Annotated in this window: 30 protein-coding genes; 15 read left to right on the plus strand and 15 right to left on the minus strand. The window is 60.6% G+C overall.

Annotation, left to right across the window (positions count from 1 at the left end; genetic code table 11):
- Positions 1-13 precede the first annotated feature (13 nt).
- Positions 14-1,726 (minus strand): chloride channel protein, encoded by a 1,713-nt coding sequence (locus tag L4923_RS06620; RefSeq protein ID WP_239363202.1) that lies wholly within the window; start codon positions 1,724-1,726, stop codon positions 14-16.
- Between the two features lie 274 nt (positions 1,727-2,000).
- Here L4923_RS06620 and flhA point away from each other — a divergent pair, with 274 nt between their 5' ends.
- The 6 genes from flhA (at position 2,001) to L4923_RS06650 (ending at position 6,926) form a co-directional block, all read left to right on the plus strand.
- A complete protein-coding gene (flhA, locus tag L4923_RS06625; RefSeq protein ID WP_239362960.1) occupies positions 2,001-4,088 on the plus strand; it encodes a flagellar biosynthesis protein FlhA in 2,088 nt (695 codons plus the stop codon).
- A 2-nt stretch (positions 4,089-4,090) separates the two neighbouring features.
- Entirely contained in the window at positions 4,091-4,849 is a 759-nt protein-coding gene (gene fliR / locus L4923_RS06630) for a flagellar biosynthetic protein FliR (protein WP_239363203.1), read from the plus strand.
- 4 nt (positions 4,850-4,853) lie between these two features.
- Positions 4,854-5,240, plus strand: a complete 387-nt coding sequence (locus L4923_RS06635) for a hypothetical protein (protein WP_239362961.1) — start codon at positions 4,854-4,856, stop codon at positions 5,238-5,240.
- Between the two features lie 186 nt (positions 5,241-5,426).
- Positions 5,427-5,972, plus strand: coding sequence for a rod-binding protein (locus tag L4923_RS06640; protein WP_239362962.1), 546 nt, complete (start codon positions 5,427-5,429; stop codon positions 5,970-5,972).
- Positions 5,973-5,981: 9 nt separating this feature from the next.
- A complete protein-coding gene (locus L4923_RS06645) occupies positions 5,982-6,389 on the plus strand; it encodes a hypothetical protein (RefSeq protein ID WP_239362963.1) in 408 nt (135 codons plus the stop codon).
- Between the two features lie 6 nt (positions 6,390-6,395).
- Complete coding sequence (locus tag L4923_RS06650) at positions 6,396-6,926, plus strand: hypothetical protein (protein WP_239362964.1); 531 nt, start codon at positions 6,396-6,398, stop codon at positions 6,924-6,926.
- A gap of 101 nt (positions 6,927-7,027) precedes the next feature.
- Here the strand turns inward: L4923_RS06650 and L4923_RS06655 are convergent, their stop codons facing one another.
- From L4923_RS06655 to L4923_RS06665, 3 genes are all read right to left on the minus strand, one after another.
- Complete coding sequence (locus L4923_RS06655; RefSeq protein ID WP_343302707.1) at positions 7,028-8,290, minus strand: GGDEF domain-containing protein; 1,263 nt, start codon at positions 8,288-8,290, stop codon at positions 7,028-7,030.
- A gap of 145 nt (positions 8,291-8,435) precedes the next feature.
- Entirely contained in the window at positions 8,436-8,975 is a 540-nt protein-coding gene (locus L4923_RS06660) for an invasion associated locus B family protein (RefSeq protein ID WP_239362966.1), read from the minus strand.
- A 106-nt stretch (positions 8,976-9,081) separates the two neighbouring features.
- Positions 9,082-9,420, minus strand: a complete 339-nt coding sequence (locus L4923_RS06665) for a hypothetical protein (protein WP_239363225.1) — start codon at positions 9,418-9,420, stop codon at positions 9,082-9,084.
- Positions 9,421-9,455: 35 nt separating this feature from the next.
- Between L4923_RS06665 and L4923_RS06670 the strand changes: the two genes are divergently transcribed.
- From L4923_RS06670 to L4923_RS06685, 4 genes are read left to right on the plus strand one after another with little or no spacing between them, the layout of a single operon-like run.
- Entirely contained in the window at positions 9,456-9,986 is a 531-nt protein-coding gene (locus tag L4923_RS06670) for a sigma-70 family RNA polymerase sigma factor (RefSeq protein ID WP_239362967.1), read from the plus strand.
- Complete coding sequence (locus L4923_RS06675; RefSeq protein WP_239362968.1) at positions 9,983-10,747, plus strand: anti-sigma factor family protein; 765 nt, start codon at positions 9,983-9,985, stop codon at positions 10,745-10,747. The genes L4923_RS06670 and L4923_RS06675 overlap by 4 nt, the downstream gene beginning before the upstream one ends.
- Positions 10,748-10,768: 21 nt before the next feature.
- On the plus strand, positions 10,769-11,485 hold the full coding sequence (locus L4923_RS06680; RefSeq protein WP_239362969.1) for a Bax inhibitor-1/YccA family protein: 717 nt from the start codon (positions 10,769-10,771) through the stop codon (positions 11,483-11,485).
- Positions 11,486-11,522: 37 nt separating this feature from the next.
- On the plus strand, positions 11,523-12,086 hold the full coding sequence (locus L4923_RS06685; protein WP_239362971.1) for a DUF2076 domain-containing protein: 564 nt from the start codon (positions 11,523-11,525) through the stop codon (positions 12,084-12,086).
- Positions 12,087-12,242: 156 nt separating this feature from the next.
- On the opposite strand, the gene L4923_RS06690 is transcribed toward L4923_RS06685, so the two are convergent.
- The 6 genes from L4923_RS06690 to L4923_RS06715 form a co-directional block, all read right to left on the minus strand.
- Complete coding sequence (locus L4923_RS06690; protein ID WP_239362973.1) at positions 12,243-13,538, minus strand: glucoamylase family protein; 1,296 nt, start codon at positions 13,536-13,538, stop codon at positions 12,243-12,245.
- Between the two features lie 18 nt (positions 13,539-13,556).
- A complete protein-coding gene (locus tag L4923_RS06695; RefSeq protein WP_239362975.1) occupies positions 13,557-15,083 on the minus strand; it encodes a PAS domain S-box protein in 1,527 nt (508 codons plus the stop codon).
- 140 nt (positions 15,084-15,223) lie between these two features.
- Positions 15,224-15,622, minus strand: coding sequence for a PRC-barrel domain-containing protein (locus L4923_RS06700; protein WP_239362976.1), 399 nt, complete (start codon positions 15,620-15,622; stop codon positions 15,224-15,226).
- 66 nt (positions 15,623-15,688) lie between these two features.
- On the minus strand, positions 15,689-15,823 hold the full coding sequence (locus L4923_RS06705) for a CsbD family protein (protein ID WP_425530913.1): 135 nt from the start codon (positions 15,821-15,823) through the stop codon (positions 15,689-15,691).
- A 169-nt stretch (positions 15,824-15,992) separates the two neighbouring features.
- The gene (locus L4923_RS06710; protein ID WP_239362977.1) at positions 15,993-16,280 is read right to left on the minus strand and encodes a DUF982 domain-containing protein; all 288 of its coding nucleotides are present in this window, start codon (positions 16,278-16,280) and stop codon (positions 15,993-15,995) included.
- 222 nt (positions 16,281-16,502) lie between these two features.
- Complete coding sequence (locus L4923_RS06715) at positions 16,503-16,652, minus strand: hypothetical protein (RefSeq protein WP_239362978.1); 150 nt, start codon at positions 16,650-16,652, stop codon at positions 16,503-16,505.
- Between the two features lie 370 nt (positions 16,653-17,022).
- Here L4923_RS06715 and L4923_RS06720 point away from each other — a divergent pair, with 370 nt between their 5' ends.
- The gene (locus L4923_RS06720) at positions 17,023-17,307 is read left to right on the plus strand and encodes an SCP2 sterol-binding domain-containing protein (RefSeq protein WP_239362979.1); all 285 of its coding nucleotides are present in this window, start codon (positions 17,023-17,025) and stop codon (positions 17,305-17,307) included.
- A gap of 112 nt (positions 17,308-17,419) precedes the next feature.
- Here L4923_RS06720 and L4923_RS06725 read toward each other — a convergent pair whose 3' ends face one another.
- Positions 17,420-17,995 carry a GNAT family N-acetyltransferase gene (locus L4923_RS06725; protein WP_239362980.1) on the minus strand — a complete coding sequence of 192 codons (576 nt, stop codon included), beginning with the start codon at positions 17,993-17,995 and terminating at the stop codon, positions 17,420-17,422.
- A 98-nt stretch (positions 17,996-18,093) separates the two neighbouring features.
- Positions 18,094-19,227 carry an ornithine/lysine decarboxylase gene (odc2, locus tag L4923_RS06730; RefSeq protein ID WP_239362981.1) on the minus strand — a complete coding sequence of 378 codons (1,134 nt, stop codon included), beginning with the start codon at positions 19,225-19,227 and terminating at the stop codon, positions 18,094-18,096.
- A gap of 536 nt (positions 19,228-19,763) precedes the next feature.
- On the opposite strand from odc2, the gene L4923_RS06735 reads away from it, so the two are divergent.
- The 4 genes from L4923_RS06735 to L4923_RS06750 all read left to right on the plus strand — a co-directional run bounded on the left by L4923_RS06735 (position 19,764) and on the right by L4923_RS06750 (position 23,758).
- Positions 19,764-20,957, plus strand: coding sequence for an amidase (locus L4923_RS06735; protein ID WP_239362982.1), 1,194 nt, complete (start codon positions 19,764-19,766; stop codon positions 20,955-20,957).
- Positions 20,958-20,961: 4 nt separating this feature from the next.
- On the plus strand, positions 20,962-21,885 hold the full coding sequence (locus L4923_RS06740; protein ID WP_239362983.1) for a LysR family transcriptional regulator: 924 nt from the start codon (positions 20,962-20,964) through the stop codon (positions 21,883-21,885).
- A gap of 84 nt (positions 21,886-21,969) precedes the next feature.
- Positions 21,970-22,638, plus strand: a complete 669-nt coding sequence (locus L4923_RS06745; RefSeq protein WP_425530910.1) for a DUF1007 family protein — start codon at positions 21,970-21,972, stop codon at positions 22,636-22,638.
- 4 nt (positions 22,639-22,642) lie between these two features.
- Positions 22,643-23,758, plus strand: coding sequence for a nickel/cobalt transporter (locus L4923_RS06750; protein WP_239362984.1), 1,116 nt, complete (start codon positions 22,643-22,645; stop codon positions 23,756-23,758).
- Positions 23,759-23,808: 50 nt separating this feature from the next.
- On the opposite strand, the gene L4923_RS06755 is transcribed toward L4923_RS06750, so the two are convergent.
- The 3 genes from L4923_RS06755 to L4923_RS06765 all read right to left on the minus strand — a co-directional run bounded on the left by L4923_RS06755 (position 23,809) and on the right by L4923_RS06765 (position 25,832).
- Positions 23,809-24,003: a hypothetical protein gene (locus L4923_RS06755; protein ID WP_425530911.1), complete on the minus strand. Its 195-nt coding sequence runs from the start codon at positions 24,001-24,003 to the stop codon at positions 23,809-23,811.
- Between the two features lie 57 nt (positions 24,004-24,060).
- Positions 24,061-25,026 (minus strand): cation diffusion facilitator family transporter, encoded by a 966-nt coding sequence (locus tag L4923_RS06760; RefSeq protein ID WP_239362987.1) that lies wholly within the window; start codon positions 25,024-25,026, stop codon positions 24,061-24,063.
- Between the two features lie 125 nt (positions 25,027-25,151).
- Positions 25,152-25,832: a GNAT family N-acetyltransferase gene (locus tag L4923_RS06765; protein ID WP_239362989.1), complete on the minus strand. Its 681-nt coding sequence runs from the start codon at positions 25,830-25,832 to the stop codon at positions 25,152-25,154.
- Positions 25,833-25,906 lie beyond the last annotated feature (74 nt).

Consider the following 25,906-nt stretch of genomic DNA (forward strand, 5'->3'; position numbering starts at 1 on the left):
TCGGATCCGGAGATCACCCTTCGCCGGAAAGATCGCGCCGCGCCTTGTCCAATTCCTCGGCATAGCGGCGCAACAGATGTCCCTCGGTAAGCAGGCCGACGACCTTGCGGTTCTCGAAGTCATCGACGACCGCCAGTTCCTCCGCACCGGCACGATGGAACGTTTCGGCCGCCGACTGAACATTCATCGACGGCACCAGAACGGAATCGCCGAAGCGTGCGAGGGTCAAAACGGTGCTGGCGGAATCGGGCTGGTCGCCATAGGCATCGGAAACGATGATCATGCCGATATAACGCCCCTCGCCATCCACGGCGATAACGCGCTGCGACGAACCGAGCGGCACCTGCTGGCGGAACTCTGCGACGGTTGTCGTGGCCGTGATGGTGCGGACATCCTTGCGCATCATCAGGCCGACGGTCAGGCTGCGCATCCAGCCGACGTCCTGCGCCGAGCGGATGGTTTCGCCCCGCAGATGGAAGCGCCAAGTCGAGAAGGAATAACCGAAGGTCTCGCGCACCAGGATCGAGGTCATGATCGCGGCAGCGAGAACCACTCCCGTCAGCGTCAGGTCACCCGTCGATTCCAGCGCCAGAAAAGCCATGGTCAGCGGCCCGCCGATGATGCCGACCGCCATCGAACTCATGCCGACCACGGCCGCTACTGCAGGATCGATGCCGGAACCTGGCGCGATGGCCAATATGACTGCCGCGAAGATCTTGCCCAGCAACGCGCCGAGCAGCAGAGAGGCGAAGAACAGGCCGCCGCGGAACCCGGAACCGAGCGAGATGACCGATGCCGCGATCTTGAGCAGGAACACCGAGGCGATCACCGTAAGGCCATAGTTCATCGCAAATTCACGATGCAGCGCGCCATGCCCGCTGGACAGAACCTGCGGCGTGACGAGCCCGAGCAGGCCGACGGCGCAGCCGCCCAGGAATGGCCTGAGCGAGGAGTCGATCGACAGTCTGGTCAGGCCGCGTTCGACGGCGGCGACCAGGTACATGATGGCAATGGAGATGCCGCCTGCGATCAAACCGAGTGCAAGGAACGGCAGGTACTGGCTGGCTGTCAGTTCCGGTACAGCGCCGAGCTCCAGCGGAAACGGCGCGCCGCCCAACCATCCGGTCACCAATGTCGCGCAGATCGCCGCCGTCATCACCGGCGCGACATTGGCAATGGAGTAGATGCCAATGATCAATTCGAAGCCATAGAAGGCTCCTGTCAAAGGCGCATCGAAGGCGGCGGCGATGGCGCCTGCCGCCCCCGCCCCGACAAGGATGCGCACATCATTGCGTTTCATGCGGAAGAAACGCGCCAGGCGCGAACCGAAGCCGCCACCGACCTGGGTATAGCCTGCTTCAAGCCCGACCGATGCGCCGAAGCCCGAGGACAGCATCGTCTGCCCGGCAATGATGAACGTGTCGGTCAAGGACATCCGACCGCCATAGAGCGCGTTCGCTTCGATCGGGTCGATCGGCGTGCGGAACTTGCGTTTGCGCAACCAGATGATGGAGAGCCCGAGCAGCAAACCGCCGACTGCCGGCATCGCCGCCTGCAAAGGGTGGCTGAGCGAGAACATCGACGACAACCGTCCGCCCGTCGGCACGTCGAACAACAGCCAGTGCATGCCCTGGACGAAAGCGCTCATCGCGGTCACCGCGGCACCCGAAAACGCTCCCACCACGGCCGCAAGCAGGACGATGATGATGCCACGTGCTTCGAGCATGGGTACGGAGCGGACCAGCAAGGCACGCAGACGACGGGCGTGGACAGGCAGGGAATGGCTCGAAGACAACGGTAAGCTCGCGGATGTCTGAGTAGGGCAACGCCCCTTTGCCTGATACGCTCGACATTATGGCATGGCAACCGCGGTGCGCTTGCCCCGTGCCGTTGCCTGGAACACAGTTCCAGTCGCGATGTCTCCCACCCTCGCGCAAGCTTGACCGACTAGGGTGCACTGCCCGGACCGCCGTCCGGCTGTCAGTGCATGCGAGGTAGACATGGCCATCAGCGAGAGCATTTCGGCAGGCGCGATGCCGCGCAACAGCCGCGATATCTTCTTCGCACTGGGCATCGTCGTCATCCTGGCGGTTCTCTTCCTGCCGATCCCCGCTTTCCTGATCGACGTCGGCCTCGCCTTCTCGATCGCGCTTTCGGTGCTGATCCTGATGGTGGCGTTGTGGATCCAACGCCCGCTCGACTTCTCATCCTTTCCGACCGTGCTGCTGATTGCCACCATGCTGCGCCTGTCGCTGAACATCGCGACGACGCGTATGATCCTGTCGCACGGCAATGAAGGCACCCACGCCGCCGGTTACGTGATTTCCGGCTTCTCGAAGCTTGTCATGTCGAGCGACTTCGTCATCGGCCTGATCGTCTTCCTGATCCTGATCGTGGTGAATTTCATCGTCATCACCAAAGGTGCGACCCGTATCGCCGAAGTCGGCGCCCGTTTCACCCTGGACGCCATTCCCGGCAAGCAGATGTCGATCGACGCCGATCTCTCGGCAGGCATGATCGACGAAAAGACCGCGCAACTGCGCCGTCGCGAGCTGGAAGAGGAATCTTCCTTTTTCGGCTCGATGGACGGTGCCTCGAAATTCGTGCGCGGCGACGCCATCGCCGGCCTCATCATCACCGCCATCAACATCATCGGCGGCATCGCCATCGGCTATCTGCGCCACGGCATGGGACTGGGTGAAGCCGCCGATGTCTTCATCAAGCTCTCGGTCGGCGACGGTCTTGTCACCCAGATCCCGGCCCTCATCGTGTCGCTTGCTGCCGGCCTGCTCGTCTCCAAGGGCGGCACGCGCGGCTCGGCCGACCAGGCCGTGTTCGGCCAGCTCGGCGCTCATCCGCGCGCGCTCTACGTCGCTGCCGCTCTGCTCGGATTGCTGGCATTGATGCCTGGCCTGCCGATGTTCCCGTTCGTGACCCTGGGAGCGGCCATGGCTGGTATGGGCTACATCATCCCGCTACGCCACAATCGCCGCATGGCGGAGCAGGAAGAGGTGCGCAGCCGCGAGGCCGCCGCCAAGGTCGAGGAAGAAAAGAACTCGGTAAAGGCCTCGCTCGCCACCGCCGAGATCGAACTCCTGATAGGCAAGCAGCTGTCGACCAAGCTGCTCACTTCGCACCAGGAACTGGCCTTCCGCATGGGCAAGATGCGCAAGAAGTTCGCCACACAATATGGCTTCGTGGTGCCCGAGGTGAAACTGACCGATGATTTCGGCATTCCGCCCAAGAGCTATCAGATCAAGATCCACGGCACGGTGGTGGCCGAACACCAGATGCGGGTCGGTGAACTGATGGTGTTGCTCGGCAATCGCGATCTGCCGGACATCCCAGGCGAAGAGGTGCGCGAGCCCGCTTTCGGGATGCGTGCCTATTCCGTGATGGAAGCCTTCGCCGAGGATCTGAAGCGCGAGCAATATACTTTCGCCGACAACATGTCGGTGTTGCTCACCCACCTCTCCGAGGTGATCCGCAACAACCTGCCGCAACTGCTGTCCTACAAGGACATGAAGACGCTGCTGGACAGCCAGGACCCGGAATACCGCAAGCTGGCCGATGAGGTCTGTTCCTCGCACATCTCCTATCCGGGCCTGCAGGCGGTGCTCAAATTGCTGCTCGCCGAGCGTGTATCGATCCGCAACCTTCATCTCATCATCGAGGCGATAGCCGAGATCGCACCGCATGTACGCCGCACCGAACAGATCGTCGAGCACGTGCGCATTCGTATGGCACAGCAGATTTGCGGCGACCTGTCTGAGGGCGGCGTGCTCAAGGTGCTGAGACTCGGCAATCGATGGGACCTTGCTTTTCACCAGAGCCTCAAGCGCGACGCCAAGGGCGAGATCCGCGAGTTCGACATCGACCCTCGTCAGCTGGAGGAATTCGGCCTGGAGGCCTCGAAGGCGATCCGCCTGCACATGGAGGCTGGCGAGCGTTTCGTGCTGGTCACCGCACCCGATGCCCGTCCCTATGTGCGCATGATCATCGAGCGGCTGTTCGCGACGCTTCCAGTACTCAGCCATGTCGAGATCGCCAAAGGCGTCGAGATCAGGGTACTCGGGACGATCTCGTGACCATGGGGCTTACGGCGGTCACGCAGAGTTTCGTGCTGGCGGCATTTCTCGCCTTCTGCCGTGTCGGCGCCTGCTTCATGCTGATGCCGGGTCTGTCTTCGATCCGGCTGCCGTTGCAGATCCGCCTGTTCACCGCCGTAGCCGTCACCGTCGGCTTGCTCGCTTTCCTGTGGGACAAGATCTATCCTTTTGTGGACACTCGTCCCAGCATCTTCGTGCCAATGATCGTGTCCGAACTTCTGGTCGGTGGGCTGATCGGCGCCATGACCCGCCTCTACATGGAAGCGCTTCGTTTCATGGGCGCCGGTATCGCCATGCTGATCGGCTATGGCGGCGCAGGCGGACCGGCAATCGAGGAGCCCGAACCGCAGGCTGCACTTGCCGCCTTGATTTCCTTTTCGGCACTTCTGCTGCTGTTTGCGCTCAACTTCCATCACGAAGTGATCCGCGCTCTGATCTCGTCCTACAATGTGGCGCCGGTGAACGTCTTCTTCAGTGCGCAGGCCTCGCTCGTCGATGTCACCGATACGATTTCGGAAGCTTTCCTGCTGGTGTTGAGGTTGGGCAGTCCGTTCGTCGCCTATGCGATCCTGGTCAATCTGGCGATCGGCTTCGTCAACAAGCTCACCCCGCAGATCCCGATCTATTTCATCTCGCTGCCCTTCGTCATCGCCGGCGGCCTGATCCTGTTCTACTTCGCCATTCCCACGCTTCTGTCGCTGTTCGGCGACGGCTTCGTCGAAACCACGCTGGCAAGGTGAGGCGATGTCGACCCGCAAGGATCGCCTGAAGAAACTGGTCGAGGTTCAGGAGCAGCTAAAGGCGCTGCACGAGATGCGGCGCGCTGGTTTTCTGGCCAAGGCCGTTGCTGCCGGACAGGAAGCGGCCGACATTGCCGCACGCTTCGACGCGCCGGATTCGTTATCGACGCTGTTTCCGGAGATCTACCAGCAGCGCATCGCGGCAGCACTCGCCGAGCGCGACCGCAATCTCGAGGCCGCACGCCTGGAAACCGGCAATCTCGCCACCGCCACGGCCCGCACCAACATGGTCGAACGCGCCTATCGCGATGCACGTCGCGAGCACGAGCGCCAGCGTTCCGACCGCGAACGGCTGGAGCTCATCGAGCAGAAATTCGGCAGCGAAAAATAGGAACGATGCAAGCCGGAGTTGCGGTCGCAAGCCTGCGGCAAGCTTGTTCGGCCATCATCATCCAACACACATTAGAGCGTTTCCGTTTTTCACGGATACGCGAAAACGCTCTAACTCTTTTGTTTTGCGCAATTTCGGGCGGAAACCGTATTTCCGGAATTGCCCAAGCGAGAAGGTAAAAGCTTTTTGGCGATCTCTCCTCCCAGCGATATTGTCCTGGATGTGGCCCGCGCCGCCGAGCCGATGGACGTCGAAGCCGCTCGCGCCGCGCTGACCAAGCGCGCCGGCGGGGCCTCAGTCGCCTTCTCGGTGGATGCCGATATGGCTACGCGTCCTGCAGGACCGCCAGCGGGAACGAACCGCGGTGAGGAGTTCAAGCGCTTCGAAGCGATGGTGTTGCAGACTTTCGTCCAGAACATGCTGCCGAAAGACGCAGAAAGCGTCTACGGCAAGGGGCTCGCCGGCGATATGTGGAAATCGCAGCTCGCAGAACATCTGGCCGATGTGATGGCTGAGCGCGGCGGTATCGGCATTGCGCGCTCGCTGTTGGCCGACCGCTATCGCGATGGCGAACGCACCGTACCCGTCGGCCCTGTCGCGGGCGGACCGGAACGCGCAGCGATCGATGAGCAGAACCGCCTGTCGGATTCGCTTGTGCAGGAAATTCAGCGCCGCATGGTCCGCTCACTGGATGGAGATGCGGCGCCAGAAATAACAAAGACGAGGGTTTAGGAAACGACCATGGATCAGTTCGAGCAGAATTCAGGCCTCATGGCGCATTCCGATCTCACCATTTCAAGGGTCGGCAGCCTGACCGCCATCATCAACCGCATCGAAGAGGCGGTCGAGACGGAAACGGCAGCGATCCGCACCGACATGAATTTCGACCTCAAGGCTTCGAACGCACGCAAGAGCCGCTGCCTTTACGAGTTGAATCGTGCCATGAAAAACCTCACGGTCGAAGATCTTGTCGACGAGCACAAGGAAGGACTGCTGCGCCTGCGCGGCAAGCTGGAGCGCAACGAGGCGGCACTGCTTGCACATCTCAGCGCCGTCAGCGAGGTCGCCAATCTGATGAAAAGCGCAATCCAGCACGCCGAGGCCGACGGCACTTATTCCGCTGGCGAATTCGGCTGGGCAAAGTCGTAGCGGGTCATGATCAAATTCATCGTTGCAGCGCTCTGGATCGTCGCCGCTACCGTCGGCGCGACCTTCTACGCCTTCCAGGCGGCCGGGGCGCGCGGCGATGACCCTGCACCCAAGCCCCTTCTCGGTGGACTGGACTACGTCTCGACCGAGATCATTTCGGTACCGATCATCCGCAGTTCCGCCGTGCAAGGCTATTTCCTGACCAAATTGGTCTATACGGTCGAACCGAAGGAAATGGCCAAGCTTTCGGTGCCGGCTCCGGCTTTGATAACCGATCAGGTTTATTCGTATCTTTATGCCAACCCGCAAATCGACTTCTCGAAGCAGGAAACCGTCGACCTGGACAAGTTCCGCAATTCGATCCGCGAGGCAGTCAATGCGCGCGTTGGCGTCGAACTGATCCACGACGTGCTCGTCAACCAGGTCAACTATCTCAGCAAGGACGAAGTGCGCGACAACGCCATCAAACGACGCGGCAATGGGCTGATGGAACCCATCATGAAGCCGATGCAGCCGAAGGAACCTGCCGGGCATTGACGGCGGCTGACGAGCCGCTGGGGACTTTCCCCAGTGACAGAACGGCTCGTTGACGACCAGAAACCGTCGTGCGCTCAACCGTCCAAGTATAACGTCGGAGTTCAGCGATACTCGCCTGCACTCATGGCGGAAATGGATGCCCGGTCTCTGCCCAGTCCCTTGGCTTCGTATAATGCGGCGTCGGCCAGCATCAGAAGTTCACGGAAATCCTTGGCGTTGGCGGGACAGGTGGCGATGCCGATGCTGACCGTCACAGACCGGTTCAGTTTGGGATGTACCGTATCGGCAACAGCCGCCCTCATTCGTTCGGCAAGCATGAATGCGCCCGCCGACGCCTCCGGACAAAGCAGCGCGAATTCTTCACCACCATAGCGAAACAATTCATCACCTTCCCGCTTGGCGTTCAAAAGAGCGTTCGCCACCGCTTGAAGAACCCTGTCGCCTTCAGCATGTCCATGGTTGTCGTTGACGGCTTTGAAGTGATCGATGTCGATCATCATCAAGCTCAGCGGGAGACCTGACTTGAGCGCTTCCGTCAGCATAGCCGGACCTTTTTCATCGAGCTGGCCACGATCCTGCAGGCCTGTCAGAGGGTCCTTTCCGATCCGCCCGACGAGTTTCTCATAACGATGCCGATAGGTGAGCCTGTCGAACACATCGGTAGCGCGCCTGACGCCGACAGGAAGTGGGCTCTTTTCAACAAACCGCAGATAGAGCGTCAGCATCACGCTGAAGAAGAGCGCCGAGCCGATCTTAGCGATCCATCCACCATAGAAGGCGGACAGTGGAGCCCCGGTTACGAGATACAGGCCGAGATAGAAAAACAGTTGGTCGAAGCTTAGGACGACCGCCAGGCTGATGAACATCCGGCCCAGTATGGTATTCGTGACAACTGCTCCCAGGCGCTCGAAGAGCAGTACCATGCCGATCAGATCGACGAAAAGCAGAGCTGTTCCCCAGACCATCAGGAAACCGATCTGGTTGATGAAGTCCATCTCCGGCTGGCGCCAGGCCAGCTGCGCGGGATCGCTGTAATAGTTCAGCGGCAGCGCCAGCACCACCATTAGCAGATTGCCGATGAGCAGGCCGTAAGTGGGCTGCCGCATGCTTTCGGCGTCTTCCTTGATGTAGAGCAGCAGGAAAAAGGCAAGCTTGCCGGCAAACATCACGGTTGAGCCCGGCGAAATCAGACCGAACGGCAACTGGATGAAATAAACTGCTGCGAGATAGGTCTCCAGGAAGTGCATCGCCCCGAGCGTGCAGAAAAAGACGCCCATGCCCAGGCTTGTCCTGACGCGGAAAACCAGCGCCATGGCGACAAAATAGACGGAGGCCTGCGTCAGCAGAACCAGAAAACCGGACATGTTGCGATTACCCCTGAGCGCCTGGCGCCTCTGGCTGCATCTTGCGACGCTATTCGCCGCTGCAGCAAGGCATGCCGCTCCCTCCTAAGTCGGCTGGCCATCTAAGGTATTCTGCGTTAGCCCGCAAGAGAATTGAGTGGAGACCTTAGGCCCCCGCCAAGGCCTTGAGCCGGTCAAGCGCGGCAGCCAGACCTTTCAGGGAGATGGACAACGTCACTTCCTGCTTGTCCATGTTCTGGACCTTGATCTTCAGCGCCGTGCCGGGGCGGAGCGCGGCGATAGTCTTGGCATCGAAAGTGAGCGGCACCAGACATCCCGCCGGCACGCAGGTCGAGAAGCGCAGCGGTGCGCGCGGCTGCCCATCATCGATCTGGAGAACGGCGCCGCTGTCGAGCAAAAGCCCGAACGGCAGCACGAGATTGCCGGAGATGCCACCCTCGGCGCCACCGCGCAGTTCGACGGCAAGGACACGCTGACCGTTCTGCTGTGACTGTTGCTGCGAGACCGCGCAGACCACTTTCTGCGCGCTTTGGCACGAGAGGCTCCAGTCCTGGTACGTCTCCTGCAGCGATGAAGCCCCGCCTGGCAATAAGGAACCGGCGTTCTGCGCAGCCGCGGACGCCGAGAGCGCCAGCAGCGCGGCGCCTGCCACGGCGAGGAGTTTGGACGAATGGAAGCTCGGCACTGCTATGGAACCTTCTGTTGTTGGGCTGGCCTGCTTCGGCCAGACCCACAGCATACACGCTCGATCGGGCTTGGGGCAGAGCGGTTTCGCATTCTGTCGGGCCGCTCTACCATTTAACGCTGAATCCGAGCTTCGCGCCGATGGATTTGCTGTCGCCGAAATGCTCCAGGCTGGTGCGCGCAAGGGCTTCGCCATGGACGGCATAGCGACCGTCCGCCCAGGAGAGTGTCCCGCCAAGGCCCAGCCCGCCCCACGAACACCAAGGTCGTACAATTGTTTGCAGCGATCTATATTTTAATCCGCTGCACGCGTCCTTGATCAGGATTGCACCTCGATGATCCGCTATTTGGCTGCAGGCACTGCCCGGTTGGTCGACCGGCAACGGTTCGCTGTCCGCCTTGGATTGACTGCAGCGAAGCGCCATGAAGATTTTTTCGTCCCGCAAGGGATTAAATGTCAGACAGGCACCGTATACCTTGCATGAAGACCAGACGGTCATCCCTTGATGTATTCGCCCAGCTCGGTTCGCTCCGTCGCTATGCGCGCTCCCTGACGCGCAACGATGCCGACGCGGAGGATCTTGTCCAGGACGCGCTTGTCCGCGCCTATGAACGCCGTTCGGGCTTCCGCTCTGGCGGCAATCTGCGCGGCTGGCTGCTTTCAATCCTCCACAATACTTTCATCGATCGTGTGCGCTCGGCTCGCGCCGAACAGCAACGAATGGATGCTGCAGCGCAGCTCGCCGATGCATCCATGGAAGCACCACAGGAACATTCGGCTCGCCTTGCCCAGGTGCGGGAGAACTTCCTCGCACTGCCGGAGGAACAGCGAGCGGCGATCCATCTCGTGGCGATCGAGGGCCTCGCCTATCAGGAAGCCGCCGATGCGCTCGGCATTCCGGTGGGCACGTTGATGTCACGCCTTGGACGCGCCCGTGCGGCGCTGCGTGAAATGGAAGAGAACCCTTCGTCCCGGCCAGGGCATCTCAGGATCGTGGGAGGAACCTCATGACGGACCCGGTGACGGATACCGATATCCTCGGCTATGTCGATGACCAACTCGACACGTCGCGGCGCATCGACGTTGAGGCATATCTTGCAGCACGTCCGGCAGAAGCCGCCCGCGTAATGGCGGATCTGCGGCTGCACCATGAACTTCGGATGGCCCTCTCCGTGCCGTCACGCGCTGTGCGGTCGAGCACGACGGAAGCCGCGCAACGGCTACAGCGCGGGCTTCTCCGGCGCCGGATTTCCTCCGTGCTTCAGCGCGCAGCAGCTGTGATCATGCTCGTCGGTGCCGGTTGGATCGCCCATGAGGCGATCGGGCCGTTCGGCGTCAGTCAATCAATCGCTTCGGTCCAACCTCCAGCCTATGTCGAGGAGGCCGTCCGGGCCCACGGCACCAGCCTGTTGCGCGCCTCCATGGCCTCGCAGCCGAAAGTCAGCGACTACGATCCGGCCGAGATCCTGTCGGCGACCGCGATCCTCATGCCTACGCTGCCCAAGGACTGGAGCGTCAGGGATGTCCAGATCTATCCATCACGCTTCGGTCCGAGCGTCGAACTGGCGATCCATTCGGATTCCATCGGCGACGCGTCGCTGTTCGCAGTTCGGCCGGGAATTTTCGACGTCGTAAAGCCCACACAGACGGACGTCGGCGGCACAGCGTCCAGCTATTTCCAGATTGGCGACGTCGCCTACACGTTGGTCGGACGCGACAATCCGAGAGAACTCGGCGTATCTGCCAAGAAACTTGCCGACAGCCTTTATTGATCATCCACCAAGGAGACTGACATGAATTCGCCCAATTACCGTCAACACGCCGGCTTCGGCCAGCCCAGCGCCGTCCTCTTCGACGAGGGCCTGCGCCAGCACATGCTGCGCGTCTACAATTACATGGCGCTCGGGCTTGTCCTGACAGGCGTCGTCGCCTTCACCGTGAGCTCCGTTCCCGCGCTCTATGTACCGATCTTCTCCAGCCCGCTGAAATGGGTGGTGATGCTCGCGCCGCTCGCCTTCGTGCTGCTCTTCTCGTTCCGCATCCAGACCATGTCCGCCGCAGGCGCACAAGCCATGTTCTGGGCCTTCTGCGCGGTCATGGGTCTGTCGCTCGCTTCGGTTTTCCTTGTCTTCACCGGCACATCGATCGCGCGCACATTCTTCATCGCCGCCACGATGTTTGGCGCGATGAGCCTCTACGGCTACACGACGAAGACCGACATGACGAAGTTCTCGTCTTTCCTGATCATGGGATTGATCGGCGTCGTCATCGCCAGCATCGTCAACATCTTCCTCGGCTCGTCCGCCCTGCAGTTCGCGATCTCGGTTATCGGCATCCTTGTTTTCCTCGGCCTGACAGCTTGGGACACGCAGAATATCAAGGAGCAGTACGCCGAGCACTTCGACAGCGAGTCCCGGCAGAAGATGGCCGTCTGGGGCGCGTTCTCGCTCTACCTGAACTTCGTCAACATCTTCCAGCTGCTGCTGAACTTCACGGGCGAGCGCGAGTAAGCGCACGCGGTAAACCGTATAGTTCGAGGAGACCAGTATGGATCGCAATGACAGCCAGGCAATCGAACAGCTGTTCGGCAAGCTCACCCTTGTCGAACAGCAGTCGCCGCCGCGAGACAGCGAAGCCGAAGCCTTCATCCGCGACAAGATCGCCTCCCAACCCGGCGCTCCGTATTATATGGCGCAAACCATCATCGTGCAGGAACAGGCCTTGCAGTCCGCACAGGCGCATATCCAGCAGCTTGAAGCCGATGCCTCTCGCTCGGGTGGGGGGCTGTTCGGCGGATTGTTCGGCGGCAGCCGGCAAACGCGTCGTGCATCTCCCTCGCAGATCGGCGGGACATACGGCTCGGGGGTTGGGCAGCAGCAGCCCTACCAACAGGGCGGCTTCGGCCAGCAACGTGCGGGCGGCGGCTTCCTCGCCGGCGCGGCACAAACTGCGATGGGTGTCGCCGGCGGCATGCTGCTCGCAAACGCTGTCGGCAGCATGTTTGGTGCCAACGAAGCCCAGGCAGCCGAGCAACCGGAACAGCCGGCGAAGGAACCTGCCGCCGAGGATGCCGGGTTTGACGACGGCGGCATGGAAGACATGGAGTTTTAGTCAACCCCTATGCCGAAGACGGCGAGAAGTCGTCTCCTGTTGGCCGCTTTCCGCGGTAAGGAGCAGCCTGCGCAATGACATGCGCAGGCTGCCGATCTTTAGAACCAACCGCTGCGATTTTCCCGGCAGGCCTTACCCAGAAAAGCGCCGCACCGCCTAGAGCCAGCCACCAGCAAACCCAGCCTTCCGCAGACCCGTCGCTATGAAGGAGCAATTTCGCATCAGACGCCAGATCAGCCCGGAACGATGGTTCTCGAACATGATCACGACCGGCCCCTGGTTGATCCCGACATGATCATCAGAAATCCAACCCTGTCCTTGCTCTGTTTTAAGAGTCGGATTGAAGCTTGCGGTGAAGCCATAGGGGTTGTCGCCGGCAAGATCGAGTGCCTGGAAATGATGGATGACCGGCATGACGATCTCGGGCGCGAAGGGGAGCGATGAGAGGGCTGCACAGGGCGAGAGTGTGCCGTCGTCAGGACCGAAGGGCACCCCACGGGCCATATAGCCATGGAAATACCGCTCGCTGCCACGGATGTTCTCCCGCCGCTTTCCCGGCCCGTCACTCGCCGTCACACCCCAGCAATTCTCGTGATAGCCCTCGAAACCTCGAGGGTTGCGGATTGCATATTCGCGCTGGACATAGGCCGCGCGCCGGCTGTTTTCGAAATAGTCCAGCCCCTTGTCGCGCATGAAGACATCGCGGATACCACGAAAGTCGATCCACAGATGCGACATCTGGTGAATGAACAGCGGGCCTGCATACACAAATGCCTGGTCATAGATCGTCTTCCAGCGATAACCCGAAAGCCACGCCGAATAACTTTCAGGCCCGATGCAATGCGTGGGTGATCCGAGCGCCAGGACATAAAGGATCAGGGCTTCGTCATAGCCTTTCCAATGATAAGGCAAGAAGCCTCGGCCCGGCTTCCAGCCATGGCTGAGCAAGGCGCCGCCATCCAGGGCCCAGCGCCAATCGACCCTGCAATAGAGCGCAGTGGCCAGCGTGCGAATTTCCTGCTCCTGCTGACAATCCAGATCGAAATAGGCGCCTGAAGTCAGAACCCCTGCCATGAGAAGCGCCGTATCCACAGTGGAAAGCTCTGAATTCCAGGCCCGCTGTCCGGTCCTCATGTCGAGGAAATGATAGAAGAAACCCTTGTAGCCTGTCGCGTACCGTTCTGTTCCCTGGTGACTGTTCCAAAGAAAACGCAAGGTCGTGAGTGTTCGTCTGCAGGCCTCCTGACGATCGATCCAGCCACGTTCCGCGCCAACGGCATAAGCCGAAAGCCCCATGCCCGTGGCGGCAATGCTTGCGGGAAAACCGGGACGGTTCCTGTCGGCCACAAGGCCGGTCTCCGGATCGGCCTCCTGCAGGAAATAAGCGAACGAGCGCCGCTGGAGACTTTCCAGCAGCAACTCGTCAGGCTCTTTTATGGGCGGAATATCCATGAAGCGGAGAAGGCGCGTCTAGAGTGGACGACGCGACGTGTTGCGGCTTTCGGCTCCCGTAAAGCCGCGCTCCCGTGCCCAAACGACTGCGGCTGTCCGGCTGTGAACACCCGTTTTGTTGTAGATCCGGGCGACATGATTGCGCACCGTGTTGCGGGTCAGTCCGAGCTTCTTGACGATATCGGCATCACTGAGCCCCTGACACATCAGCCCCAATACATCCTTCTCACGGGCCGTCAGATCGGAAAGCCCGGAGGCGCCTTTGTTCGATTGTCCGGGGTGACGCAAGTTGGCCAGCTTTTCGATGACCGTGCGACTGAACCAGGACGTATCCTGCATGACGGCCTCAATTGCAGCGATCAGCTCCACCTCGGACCGTTTGCGCTCGGTAATGTCCTGGATGACAATCAGCACGCATTCCTGGCCATGGATGAGCACCGTTTCGGCCGACAACAGGCAGTCGAGGATCTCGTCCTGCTTCGTGCGAAGCTGGATTTCCATATCTCGAAAACCGCCCGCCCTCTCGATCTCCCGCTCAACCTGGCGGCGCGAAGCACCGCTCATCCAGATCGGCAGTTCCGGTCCGGTCCGGCCGGCTGCCTCTTCCTCCGCGTAACCAAGCACGGATGTGAAGGCGTCGTTGACATCGAGAACCCGATAGTCTTCACGCGTGACCAGCAAGGTCGGAACCGGCGTGAGACGAAACGACCGGGCGAAGCGCTCCTCGCTCTGTCGCAACGCATCTTCTGCCTTCTTGCGCGGCTCCAGGTCCATGAAGGTAAAGAGCATGCACGCTTCTTCCCCGACCTCGATCGGCTGACCGGCGACGATCACGAATTTCGAGCCGCCTTGCGGCAGCTTCAGCGTCGCCTCCGTCTGCGGGATCGTCTTGCCTTCGCGCAGGCAGGCGATCGCCTCATCCTTGCCAGCCGCACCTTCCAAAACGTCGATCTCATATGTCGAGCGTCCGATCAGGTCCGCAGCGGCATAGCCGGTCATCTCCAGAAATCCCTGATTGACCTTGACATAGCGCAGATCGGACAGCCGGCAGATAATGGCCGGCGCTGGGTTGGCGTTGAAGGTGCGTTCGAAGCGCTCCTCGGCTGTGAAACGCTCGGTCATGTCCTGGACGACGAGCGCGTAGGATTCGGGCTTTCCTTTGATGTCGGTCAGCACGATTCCGCGCAACAGATGAAAACACCGCCAGGGGTTTTCCTCGTCACCAGGCAGCTTGGTGACCTCGACCGTCACATCCTCAAACGCCTCTCCCGCAAGCAGACGATCGATGGGATACTGATCGGATGTGAGCGTATGGTTGTTCCGATATTTGAGCAGGAAGCGTTTGCGATAGTCAAAGGCGGCGGGGCCAATCTCGGAAAGATCCTTGGCATCGTGCAGAAAGAGCGCCTGTTGGTTTGCCCAGACGATCTCTCCTGAGAGATCGATCAACAGGATACCCTCGCCGAGGCCGGCGACAATCTCCTGCAACTGTCGACGATCCGTCTGCGCTGTGAGGATCGCTTCGTCATCAATGCCAGAACCCATGCGTCTGACCTTACAGCGGTTGTTGCTGCCTGAACAACATGGCCGGCTGGCGTTAGCCAGCCGGCCATGCGCTACACGCGAAGCATTCCAGAACGAAGGAGCAAGGTTGGGAACGCTTCATGCGTCAGACTGGCGACGTTTTAGGATTTCCACTTGCCTTCATAGGTGAAGGCTGGGGCTGCTTTGAGTTGGTCTGCCGTTGCATTCATCCTTGCCTGCCATTTCTTGTTGCTGGCGTCATAGCTGACTGCCATGGCTGCAGGATCGACGACAACATAGTGCTCTCCCACGCCGAGGAAGCCGCCCACCGACACCACAAAACCCTCGATGCCATTCTCCTTGGAAACCACGACATCCTTGATCTCACCGATGGTCTCGTCTCCCGCATTGAGGACATTCAGCCCAATAACGTTGGAGGAAAGCACGCTCGTGTCGGTGACGGATACAAAGCGTGGTTCGGCTGCCGGTGTGGTGGTCTGGGCAAAAGCAGGAATGACTGCGGCGGACAGCAGGAGGGCGCCTAGAAGTATATTGCGCATGGGGTATTCCCTTGATTGAAGTCATAGGTACGGAAGGAAGCAGCGTGGGATTGACGCTGCGGCTTGCTATTTCTTCAGCGCATCGCGCACCGCATCCTTGGCGCCGCCGATCGTGCTGAGAACTTTGCCGGCAGCCTTCTCGGCCTTGCCTTCGGCTTGCGTTTTGGTGTCGCCGGTTAGCTTGCCGGCAGCTTCATTGATGGTGCCTTCACCTGTTTTGCGGCACCCGTGATGCGGTCTTTGTCCATGTCATTTCTCCAAAGCTTGGCCCGAACCCTTGGTGTTCGGGAAGCTGGAACCTATGAAATAGGGCCAAGCCTCAAAAGACACGACTGGATCAGCACGAGTGATGCAAACGCATCATTCACGTTCAAACTAGTTCGTTTGAATCCCTGACCTGAACGTCGCCTGGAACTTCATAGGAGACTGGAAAACCAGCCTCTTCCGCCGCGGCGAGAACGGCATGACGCACCTCCTGTGGCAGCCGCTTTGCAAGCATGTGCTCCATCGATGTTTGCACGGCCAGCAGATACATCGGTCCTTTGACGCCCAGCCAATGACGGCAAAGGATCTCGGCGGCCTGATCGGTGTTACGCACGACCATGCGGCCCCGACTGGGCAAATCTATTGTAAAGGGATCGAAAACAACGTTGCGCACGATGCCTCCATGTGTTGACTTTCCCGCAGGAAATGGTGGTCAAGCATCAAGGTAGTCCGACGGCCGCGGTTCGGTAGAAACCGTTGCATCATTTGCCTTGATGCATTCGCACCGGTGAACTATCCGTCCTCTTGCACTCGACGGCGGCGCAGGGTGGCACTTCTCTTGCCGGTGCAACCACGCAGCGTGGCTGCGTGGAATCTGGCAGACGTCGCTGGAGGCCTAGACTATCGAAATCGCCAGATAGGCGATCCCGAACATCGATATCGCAATGATGAATACGAGCGCCATCACGAGTCCAAAGCTTGGACCGTCTATCGGTTTCTGGTCGCCTAGTCCGGAGGCCGTCTTATCTCTGAGTTTCGTCACCATGCGAGCCTCCCTGTTACACAAGAGAAAGCGTGGATCCTGCCCGGTATTTTCAGAACGTCCGCTGTCGAGGTCTTCGCGGCAAGTTCAAGGTAGTGGCCGCCAATCTGCCAAAACAGATGCAACTGTATCTGATCATCCAGATGCAGATGAGTTACGCGAACACGGCACAGGTTTCGGGATCGCCAGATATTGCTGTCGATCTCAAGATCGTCAGAAATCACGTTGACGTAAACGTCAATCGAAGGCTATAGAACGATCACGGTGACGATGCCTTCTTGAAACGCGTTTTGCGCGAGGCTTGCGCGCCGCAGCGTCCGGCAAAGCCGGCCGAAACGAACATGCGCGACGCGCAAAAGACAGGGAGACAATCATGGGCGTTCAGGAAATCGCGGCAGGCCTCAAGTCCAAGGTCGAAAGCGCCGGCTTCGACAAGTCGGTGAAGTTCGACACGGGCGCCGATGGCGTCATCGTCATCGACGGCGCGTCGATCTCGACCACCGATGCTCCGACCGACTGCACCATCAAGCTTTCGCTCGACGACCTGGAGTCGCTGATCGCCGGCGACCTTAACCCGACCATGGCTTTCATGACCGGCAAGCTGAAGATCGAGGGCGACATGTCGGTTGCCATGGCGCTCAGCCAATTGATCGGCTGAGCCGAAGAGCATTGCCAAGATGCGGCCGCGGCCCTGCCCTGGCCCATCGGCTCGATAGCAACGGCGGCAGACTGAGCCGAAACTCGCCTGCCGCCGTCCGGCCCCCGCCGTTTCAGGCTGCTGCGACCCGCACTGCCGCGCGCTCGCCTGCCTTGCGCCCCGAAGCCTTCAACGTGCCCTGGGCGCCATCCAATACGCCCGGCACCAGTTCCAACGCCAGGAAGCGATCGCGTTCATAAGGGCCCGGCATCGCCAACCCGGCGGTCTTCTCGGCCGAGAAGCCGAAACGCGCGTAGTAAGCTGCATCTCCGACAAGCAGGATGGCCCGGTGGCCGAGACGAGTTGCTTCAGCCACGGCGTGATGCATCAGCGCTGAGCCGATGCCGGCGCTCTTGACCGTTGGATCGACGGCGAGCGGGCCGAGCAGCAGCGCAGCCGCACCATGGTCACCCAGACGGACATCCCACAACCGGACGGTTCCGACGACCGCGCCACCTTCGCCACGTGCAACAAAGGCCAGCCCTTCGGATGGACGGCGGCCGCGCCGCAGTTTCTCCGACGACTTGCGCTTGCGTCCCGCGCCCATGGCACGGTCGAGCAGCGCCTCGCGTGCGGCAATATCGGCGCCGGTTTCGGCGGTGATGATGATGGCAGGCGAAGCTGCCGGCAGGGTTTTGGCAATGTCCATTTCCGCGATCCTTCACAAGCGGAGATCTGTTCCACGAGCGAACCCACCGCCGGCGCAAGAGCACCGGCGAGCGGGGTGATCTGACAGGCTGACGCCCGTCAGATCACGTAGGATCGGAGGGGCTCGAAGCCGTTGAACGCGACCGCCGAGTAGGTGGTCGTGTAAGCACCGGTGCCCTCGATCAGCACTTCGTCACCAATGGTGAGCGAGAGCGGCAGCGGGTATGGTGCCTTCTCGTACAGGACGTCCGCGGAGTCGCAGGTCGGGCCTGCGAGTACGCAGAGCGCCTTCTCGTCCTCGTCACGGGCCGTCACGATCGGGTAGCGGATCGCCTCGTCCATCGTCTCGGCGAGACCGCCGAACTTGCCGATGTCGAGATAGACCCAGCGCACATTGTCGTTGTCGGCCTTCTTCGAGATCAGCACGACTTCCGACTTGATGACGCCGGCATTGCCCACCATGCCGCGACCGGGCTCGATGATGGTTTCCGGGATGTCGTTGCCGAAATGCTTGCGCAGCGCGCCGAAAATCGCTTGGCCATAGGCCTGCGCCGCCGGCACGTCCTTCAGGTAACGGGTCGGGAAACCACCGCCCATATTGACCATCTTGAGCACGATGCCTTCCTCGGCCAGCGTCGCGAACACGCGCTTTGCGTCAGCCAGGGCACGATCCCAGGCGGTCAGGTCGGTCTGCTGCGAGCCGACGTGGAACGACACGCCATAGGCATCGAGGCCGAGCTTCCTGGCATGACGCAGGACGTCGACGGCCATCGCCGGCACGCAGCCGAACTTGCGCGACAGCGGCCACTCAGCGCCTTCGCCATCGGTCAGCACGCGGCAGAACACGCGAGCGCCCGGAGCAGCGCGCGCGATCTTCTCGACCTCTTCGACGCTGTCGACGGCGTAGAGACGGATGCCGAGCGCATAGGCCTTGGCGATGTCGCGCTCCTTCTTGATGGTGTTGCCGAAGGAGATGCGGTCCGCGGTTGCACCCGCGTCCAGTGCCATCTCGACCTCGGCAACCGACGCGGTGTCGAAGGACGAACCCATCGCAGCAAGCAGGCGCAGGATTTCCGGCGCCGGGTTTGCTTTGACCGCGTAATAGATCTTGGAATCCGGCAACGCCTTCTCGAAGGCGCGGAAATTGTCACGCACAACGTCGAGATCGACGACAAGGCAGGGGCCTTCCGGACGTCGGGTGGCGAGGAAGTCGAGAACACGTTGCGTAGCCATAGGACTCTCCATCGCGCCTTGCGGCACGTGCAAAGGTGCGGGACGCGGGCCTCGGCCTCGCGAACGCGCGGTCAAACAAAGGCGGGACGAAAATCCAATAGCGCCAGCCGGTGGAGACCCCGGAGCCATTGAATGCCGTCTCGCGGCGATGGACCTAGCCTTGCCCGGCTATGATCCGCTTTGTCTGCCTTGGCTTGGATGGGAGTTCCCAACCGCACTGCCGGCAATGAGGGTGTGCCTCTTCAGTAACCCCGGTCTATGGACAACCGGGAAACACCAGAAAGGCCCGCACCGTCGTTGCTTCAAGACGTCCTCGGATCGGCGGTTGGCCGCTGAACCGACCGGGCTCGTTACTTCCCGGGTACCGTCCCGAAATCCTCGCCATTCGAGGTTCGGGGGACGCCCACAGGCACGTGCGACTTTGGGCAAGCGCGATATAGGCGCGCATGCTTTCACAATCAATTAAAATCGAACCCCGGCTTGAAAAAAATCCGTTGTCGAACGACTGTGGACGCACCGTATCCAGATATTGAACGATGCCCCAGCAGAACGACCGCCTCAACGCCTTCCTTAACATCCAGCAAGCACCTGTTTCCAATGCACAATCCGGACCGCTGTCGGGATTGACGCTGGCCGTTAAGGACATTTTTGACGTTGCCGGTTACGTCACCGGCTGCGGCAATCCCGACAAGGTGGAAACCGGGCAAGCAGCGCCCTCGACGGCTCCGACAGCACAAAGGCTGCTTGACGCCGGTGCGCGATTCGTCGGCAAGACGCAGACCGACGAACTTGCCTTCTCGCTGATGGGGCAGAACGCTCACTACCCGCACCCGGTGAACCCTGCGGCACCCGATCGCGTCACCGGCGGCTCTTCATCCGGTTCGGCGGCAGCGGTTGCGGGCGGGCTCGCCGACATCGCCAGCGGCTCCGATACCGGCGGCTCAATCCGCGCTCCGGCCAGCTTCTGCGGCCTGATCGGCCTGCGTACCACCCACGGCGCGATCCCCCTGCAAGGCGCCATGCCTTTGGCACCCAGCTTCGACACCTTCGGCTGGTTCGCCAGGGATATCGATGTGTACGAGAAGGTGGCCCGAGTGTTGCTGGGGGCGAGTGATCGAACACCCCCATCACGTGCGTTTCGCCTGGCTGCCCTTGATGCTCTTCTACTCGGTGAAATGGAAACGCATGAATATCGCCGCATGGTTACGATGATCGCGCGTGTACTCGGCGAGCCAAAGGATGCCCCTGCCCTCAGTCATGATCTCGATGATCTCTATTGGTGCTTCCGCAAGCTGCAGGCATATGAAGCCTGGAACTCTCACGGTGCGTGGATATCCGGCAAAGATCGCCGCCTGGGGCCCGGCGTGAAAGAACGTTTTGCCTTTGGCGCGAGCATCGACGCGGCAACGGTAGAAAAGCAAACTGCGTATCGAAATACGTTTCGCACCGAACTCGCAGACCGGCTGGGCAACGACGGCATCCTTGTTTTGCCGACCGTTCCGGGAGCCGGGCCATTCGCCGCCTCGAGCTTTGAAGAAACCCAGACCTATCGTGAGCGCGCGCTGCATTTGCTGTGCCTGTCCGGTCTCTCCGGTTTTCCCCAACTGACTTTGCCGCTGGGCATGGTCGATGGCGCCCCTTTCGGCATCTCCTTGCTCGGCCCTGCCGGCAGCGACCTTACGTTGATACAGGTCGGACGGCGCATTCTCGAAACGATCGGAAAGGCCTGACGCCATGGACACTCTCACCCGCATGCGCGCCTTTATCGATGTGGTCGAGGCGGAGGGCTTTTCGGCCGCAGGGCGCAAGATCGGCCGCTCCAAGGCCCTGCTCTCCAAATATGTGCGCGAACTGGAAGACGAGCTCGGTGCACTGCTGCTCAATCGCACCACGCGCCAGTTCTCGCTCACGGAAGCGGGCCACACCTATTACCGCCGCGCCTCGGAAATCGTGCGCGAGATCGACAGCCTGTCCGATGCGGTGCGCGACAGCTCCGGCGACGTGCGTGGCAGGATCAAGCTAACCGCGCCGCGTACGATGGCAGACGCCGCAGTCGGTCAATCCATGATCGACTTTGCCAAGCAATATCCGGAGGTTTCGCTGGAAGTGCATCTCGACGACCGCTTCGTCGATCTCGTTGAAGAAGGTTTCGATCTTGCCATCCGCATCACCCGGCTGGAAAATTCTTCGCTGATCGCCCGCAAGCTGGCCCCCTTCTCGCTCAAGCTGTGCGGTTCACGGGAACTGATCGCCAAATACGGCAAGCCGACCCGGCCGCAAGATCTGGCGCACATGCCCTGTGTCGTCGACACCAATGGCCGCTGGGCTTCGAACTGGCCGTTCCGCGGCGACGACGGCGACATCACCAGCATTCCGATCAGCGGCCCGATGATGGTGAACAGCCCGATCACCACCCGCATGGCAGCGCTGGACGGATTGGGTTTTGCGCTGTTGCCCGACTTTATCGCCGCACCCGAAATCAAAAGCGGCCGGCTGGTCTCCTTGCTGGAAGACCGTATCGACTTCAACGGTGGCATCTTTGCCGTCTACCCGCATCGCCGCTACCTGCCCGCCAAGGTGCGCGTCTTTGTCGACTTCATGGTGCAATGGTTCAAGACACACGAAACGTCGGGACAACCTGCAGCGCGCGAAACGTGATAACATTTTTGTAGCCCGGTCCCATTTTCGCCCGGTTTCTGCTAACCCTCAGGCTGCACCAACATTGGGGAATCGCCGCCGGCCATGCAGCTTCGGGCATCAACCGCCACCATGGCCGCAGTTTTCGGCACGCTTCTCGCCGGCACGACACCGGCCCTTGTCCATCCGCACGTTTTTGCCGAAGCCCGGCTGGATGTCGTGCTTTCTCCCGACCACAAGACAATCGCCGGGTTGCGCCATTTGTGGCGCTTCGACGAATTGTTTTCCTCTACGGTGCTGATGGAGTTCGACAAGAACTCCGACCTCAAGCTGGACGATGCCGAACTGAAGGAAGTGGCGAATACCATCAAGACATCGCTTGCCGAGTATAATTACTTCCAGATGGTCACGCTCGACGGCAAGGACATCAAGATGAAGGCGCCCGCCGAAATCGTTGCCTCCTTCGACAACAACCAGCTGATCGTGCTGTTCGAGGACCAGCCGCAAGAGCCGATCAAGCTGAAGGGCAAGATCGACCTCGGCGTCTATGACCCGACTTTCTACACCGCGATCGATTTCACCGACGATGCCAACATGTCGGTGAAGGACTTGCCCGCTTCTTGCGCCCGCGCGGTGGTGCGGCCCGATCCCGACACAGCGATCGCACAGAACCAGAAGACGCTCACCGAAGCCTTTTTCAACGATCCAACTGGCACGGATATGAGCAAGATCTTTGCCACCAAGCTCGAGCTGAACTGCCGCACGGAAGGGTGACTTGATGACCAGGACGACCACCCGCCTGATCTTCTGCCTGCTCGGCGTTGCCCTCCTCGCCACGGCCAGCCACGCTTATGCGCAAAGTTCGCTCGGCATCGGCACCAACGATGCCATGACCCCGGCGACCGGCCTGTTTGCGGGCTTCCTGAACTGGGTGAACATACACCAGCAACGTTTCTACCATGCGCTCGCCGGCGCCATCAAAGAGATGCGGCAGGATGGCTCGAAACTGTGGTTGCTGATCGGCCTCTCGTTCCTCTACGGCATCTTCCACGCCGCCGGCCCCGGCCATGGCAAGGCCGTGATTTCCTCCTACATGCTGGCCAACGAAGTCGCCCTGCGGCGCGGCATCCTGCTCTCGTTCATCTCCGCCTTCCTGCAGGCCATCACAGCGATCGTGGTGATGCTGCTTGCTTATTTCGTTCTGCGCGGCACCTCGATTTCGATGACAGACACTGCCTGGTTCCTGGAGATAGCGTCCTACGCCTTCGTCACAGCCTTCGGTGCGTGGCTGCTGTGGCGCAAGCTCGGATCATCGCTTATGCGGCTGTTTGGAGCCACACCGGCCTACAGCCTGTCAGCGGCGCATGCCGGCCACGGTAGCCATGCCCACGCCGCCCGAAGCCATGACCACACCACGCATGATCATCGCGCCCACCACGGCCACGATCATCATACGCATGATCACCATGAGCATGGCGGCCATCATCACCACGGCCACCATCATGGTCCGGGCGCGGTCTGCGAGACCTGCGGCCATTCGCATGCACCGGACCCAACCCTGCTTTCCGGCGATCGCTTCGACTGGCGCATCGCATGGACAGCTGTCGCCGCCGTCGGCATACGGCCGTGCTCCGGCGCCTTGATCGTTTTGTCGTTCGCCTTCCTCAACGGGTTGTGGGCAGGCGGCATACTCTCGGTGCTGGCGATGGCGGTCGGCACCGCGATCACCGTTTCCATCCTGGCAACGCTGGCCGTAACGGCAAAAGATTGGGCTGTGACGCTTGCAGGTGACGGTCGCCTCGGCAATCGTGTTCACTCCGCCATCGAGATCGGCGGCGCGGCACTGGTATTCCTGTTCGGGCTAGTCCTGCTGACGGCCAGCATTGGAGCCTGATCACCATCCCTCCAATGAAGGATGAAGCGTGCCTGACCTCACTCAATCCCTCAGCCGCGGTTTCGTCCGCGCAGCCAGAACACCAGGAAGAAGGCGGCCACGAACAGAACCGCGAAGATGCCGGCCAGAATCGGCGAGAAATGGCCGATGGCCAGCATGATGGTCGGCAGATAGTAAGCGGTCACGCCGAACAACAGCATGATCGACAGCGCGGCGATGGCGGCGCTCTTGTTTTCAGGACTCATCATCACTCCGGAACCAACCCGCATCGTCTCGCGCCGATGGTTAGCACAGCCAACGCGCTAATGCAGGTGCCTGGGCTGCGATGAGACGCCACGGACCTCGTCGCGTCTGCGACCGTCTTCGGCACGGCGGTCGAAATCGATTTCAACGGTTGCATGGGTGATGCCGTGCCGGGTGAGCAGGCGGTGCTTGATGGCATCGACAGCCACGTGCGCGTCCAGCCCATCCATCAGTCTTGCATGTAGCGTGGCCATGTTGGCGGCGCCATCGATCGACCACAGATGCATATGGTGGATTTCATGGATCCCTTTGATGGAAGTTTGCAGATCCTGGGCGATGATGTCGCGATCGAGCCCCGCCGGTGTGCCTTCCAGAAGCACATGCGCGGCAGCGCGCATCAGGCTCCAGGCAGTTGACAGGATCAGCACTGCCACCAGTACAGACAGGATCGGATCGATCGGCATCCAACCGGTCGCCATGATGACAAGCGCCGCAACGATCGCGGCCAGTGAACCCAGCAGATCACCCATAACATGCAGGATGGCGCCACGCATGTTGAGGCTTTCACGGCTTCCGCCATGCAAGATCAGGAAGCTGGCGATGTTGACCAGCAAGCCGAGCACAGCGACCACCAGCATGGGGCCACCGAGCACGGGCGGCGGCGCCTGGAACCTCTGCCAGGCCTCATAGCAGATCCATATGGCCACCAGGAAAATCGCCAGCCCATTGGTATAGGCAACCAGCGTCTTGACCCGGCCATAACCATAGGTGTGCCGGCCCGTGGGCGGTTTGTCGCCGAGATGGAAAGCATACCACGCCAACGCCAGCGCAATGGCGTCCGTCAGCATGTGGCCGGCGTCGGCGAGCAGCGCCAGAGATCCGGTGAGCAAACCACCGGCCACCTCGGCGACCATGAAGCCACCCGTCAGGACCGCAGCGATAAGTACACGCTTCTTGTCGGACGACTCGGGTGCTCCGCCATCATGGCTGTGGGCACCTTGAGCGTGCGATTGATTATGACCCATCGGCCAACCCTGTTTTGGGCGCCGAACTTAATTCAATTCATTTGGATGTCAAAGTATCCGATAGTCGTGTTTTCTTCGGTCCAGAGAAATTTCTCCAACTGTCAAAATTTCTGTCACTGCAACAACTATATCGAAGCGTAGAAATCCTCCAACCGGCGTTTTTGCTGGCCTTTTTCGTCGAAATTCTCCGAATCAAGCCAAGCTTCGTAAGCTTTCTTGAGGGCCGGCCATTCCTCATCAATGATGGAATACCAAGCCGTATCACGATTCTCGCCCTTGACCACCAGATGCTGGCGGAAGATGCCTTCGAACTGGAAACCGAATCGCTCTGCCGCCCGCTTCGACGGCGCATTGTTGTTGTTGCACTTCCATTCGTAGCGGCGATAGCCAAGTTCGTCGAACGCATAGCGCATAAAAAGGAATTGAGCTTCGGTAGCCGCTGGCTTGCGCGAAATCAGCGGCCCCCAGTAAATGTTGCCAATCTCGATGACCCCGTGGGCGGGCTCGATGCGCATCAGCGTCTGCCGGCCGGCAATTCTGCCGCTCGCCTTGTCGATCACCGTAAAATAGAGCGGATCCGAGCTGGCTTGCGCCCTGTCGAGCCAGGGCTGAAAATCCTCCCGTTTTTCGGGTGCGAATTCAGGCAGCCAGCGGAAACGGCCATCGGCATCGCTGACTGAGGACGCCTCGAACAAGCCATCGCCATGGCGCGCGGCATCGAGCGGTTCGAGGCGCACATAGCGGCCCTCCAGAACCTTGCGTTCCGGGCGCGGGCGTGGCTGCCAGTTCTTCAGGTCCTCGGTCACCATCGGCTCCATAATTGGGCGATTTCGAAGAAATTATTGCATCTATGGATGGTCGCAATCGTCTGTAAGTGCGA

It is taken from the genome of Terribium retamae, from assembly GCF_022347545.1.
Classification (GTDB): domain Bacteria; phylum Pseudomonadota; class Alphaproteobacteria; order Rhizobiales; family Rhizobiaceae; genus Mesorhizobium; species Mesorhizobium retamae.

Bases quoted from the DNA above. Each gene is read 5' to 3' on its own strand.
- L4923_RS06620 (WP_239363202.1), bottom strand. From the start codon at position 1,726: ATGCTCGAAGCACGTGGCATCATCATCGTCCTGCTTGCGGCCGTGGTG.
- flhA (WP_239362960.1), top strand. From the start codon at position 2,001: ATGGCCATCAGCGAGAGCATTTCGGCAGGCGCGATGCCGCGCAACAGC.
- fliR (WP_239363203.1), top strand. From the start codon at position 4,091: ATGGGGCTTACGGCGGTCACGCAGAGTTTCGTGCTGGCGGCATTTCTC.
- L4923_RS06635 (WP_239362961.1), top strand. From the start codon at position 4,854: ATGTCGACCCGCAAGGATCGCCTGAAGAAACTGGTCGAGGTTCAGGAG.
- L4923_RS06645 (WP_239362963.1), top strand. From the start codon at position 5,982: ATGGATCAGTTCGAGCAGAATTCAGGCCTCATGGCGCATTCCGATCTC.
- L4923_RS06650 (WP_239362964.1), top strand. From the start codon at position 6,396: ATGATCAAATTCATCGTTGCAGCGCTCTGGATCGTCGCCGCTACCGTC.
- L4923_RS06655 (WP_343302707.1), bottom strand. From the start codon at position 8,290: ATGTCCGGTTTTCTGGTTCTGCTGACGCAGGCCTCCGTCTATTTTGTC.
- L4923_RS06670 (WP_239362967.1), top strand. From the start codon at position 9,456: ATGAAGACCAGACGGTCATCCCTTGATGTATTCGCCCAGCTCGGTTCG.
- L4923_RS06675 (WP_239362968.1), top strand. From the start codon at position 9,983: ATGACGGACCCGGTGACGGATACCGATATCCTCGGCTATGTCGATGAC.
- L4923_RS06680 (WP_239362969.1), top strand. From the start codon at position 10,769: ATGAATTCGCCCAATTACCGTCAACACGCCGGCTTCGGCCAGCCCAGC.
- L4923_RS06685 (WP_239362971.1), top strand. From the start codon at position 11,523: ATGGATCGCAATGACAGCCAGGCAATCGAACAGCTGTTCGGCAAGCTC.
- L4923_RS06690 (WP_239362973.1), bottom strand. From the start codon at position 13,538: ATGGATATTCCGCCCATAAAAGAGCCTGACGAGTTGCTGCTGGAAAGT.
- L4923_RS06695 (WP_239362975.1), bottom strand. From the start codon at position 15,083: ATGGGTTCTGGCATTGATGACGAAGCGATCCTCACAGCGCAGACGGAT.
- L4923_RS06700 (WP_239362976.1), bottom strand. From the start codon at position 15,622: ATGCGCAATATACTTCTAGGCGCCCTCCTGCTGTCCGCCGCAGTCATT.
- L4923_RS06715 (WP_239362978.1), bottom strand. From the start codon at position 16,652: ATGGTGACGAAACTCAGAGATAAGACGGCCTCCGGACTAGGCGACCAG.
- L4923_RS06720 (WP_239362979.1), top strand. From the start codon at position 17,023: ATGGGCGTTCAGGAAATCGCGGCAGGCCTCAAGTCCAAGGTCGAAAGC.
- L4923_RS06725 (WP_239362980.1), bottom strand. From the start codon at position 17,995: ATGGACATTGCCAAAACCCTGCCGGCAGCTTCGCCTGCCATCATCATC.
- odc2 (WP_239362981.1), bottom strand. From the start codon at position 19,227: ATGGCTACGCAACGTGTTCTCGACTTCCTCGCCACCCGACGTCCGGAA.
- L4923_RS06735 (WP_239362982.1), top strand. From the start codon at position 19,764: ATGCCCCAGCAGAACGACCGCCTCAACGCCTTCCTTAACATCCAGCAA.
- L4923_RS06740 (WP_239362983.1), top strand. From the start codon at position 20,962: ATGGACACTCTCACCCGCATGCGCGCCTTTATCGATGTGGTCGAGGCG.
- L4923_RS06745 (WP_425530910.1), top strand. From the start codon at position 21,970: ATGCAGCTTCGGGCATCAACCGCCACCATGGCCGCAGTTTTCGGCACG.
- L4923_RS06750 (WP_239362984.1), top strand. From the start codon at position 22,643: ATGACCAGGACGACCACCCGCCTGATCTTCTGCCTGCTCGGCGTTGCC.
- L4923_RS06755 (WP_425530911.1), bottom strand. From the start codon at position 24,003: ATGAGTCCTGAAAACAAGAGCGCCGCCATCGCCGCGCTGTCGATCATG.
- L4923_RS06760 (WP_239362987.1), bottom strand. From the start codon at position 25,026: ATGGGTCATAATCAATCGCACGCTCAAGGTGCCCACAGCCATGATGGC.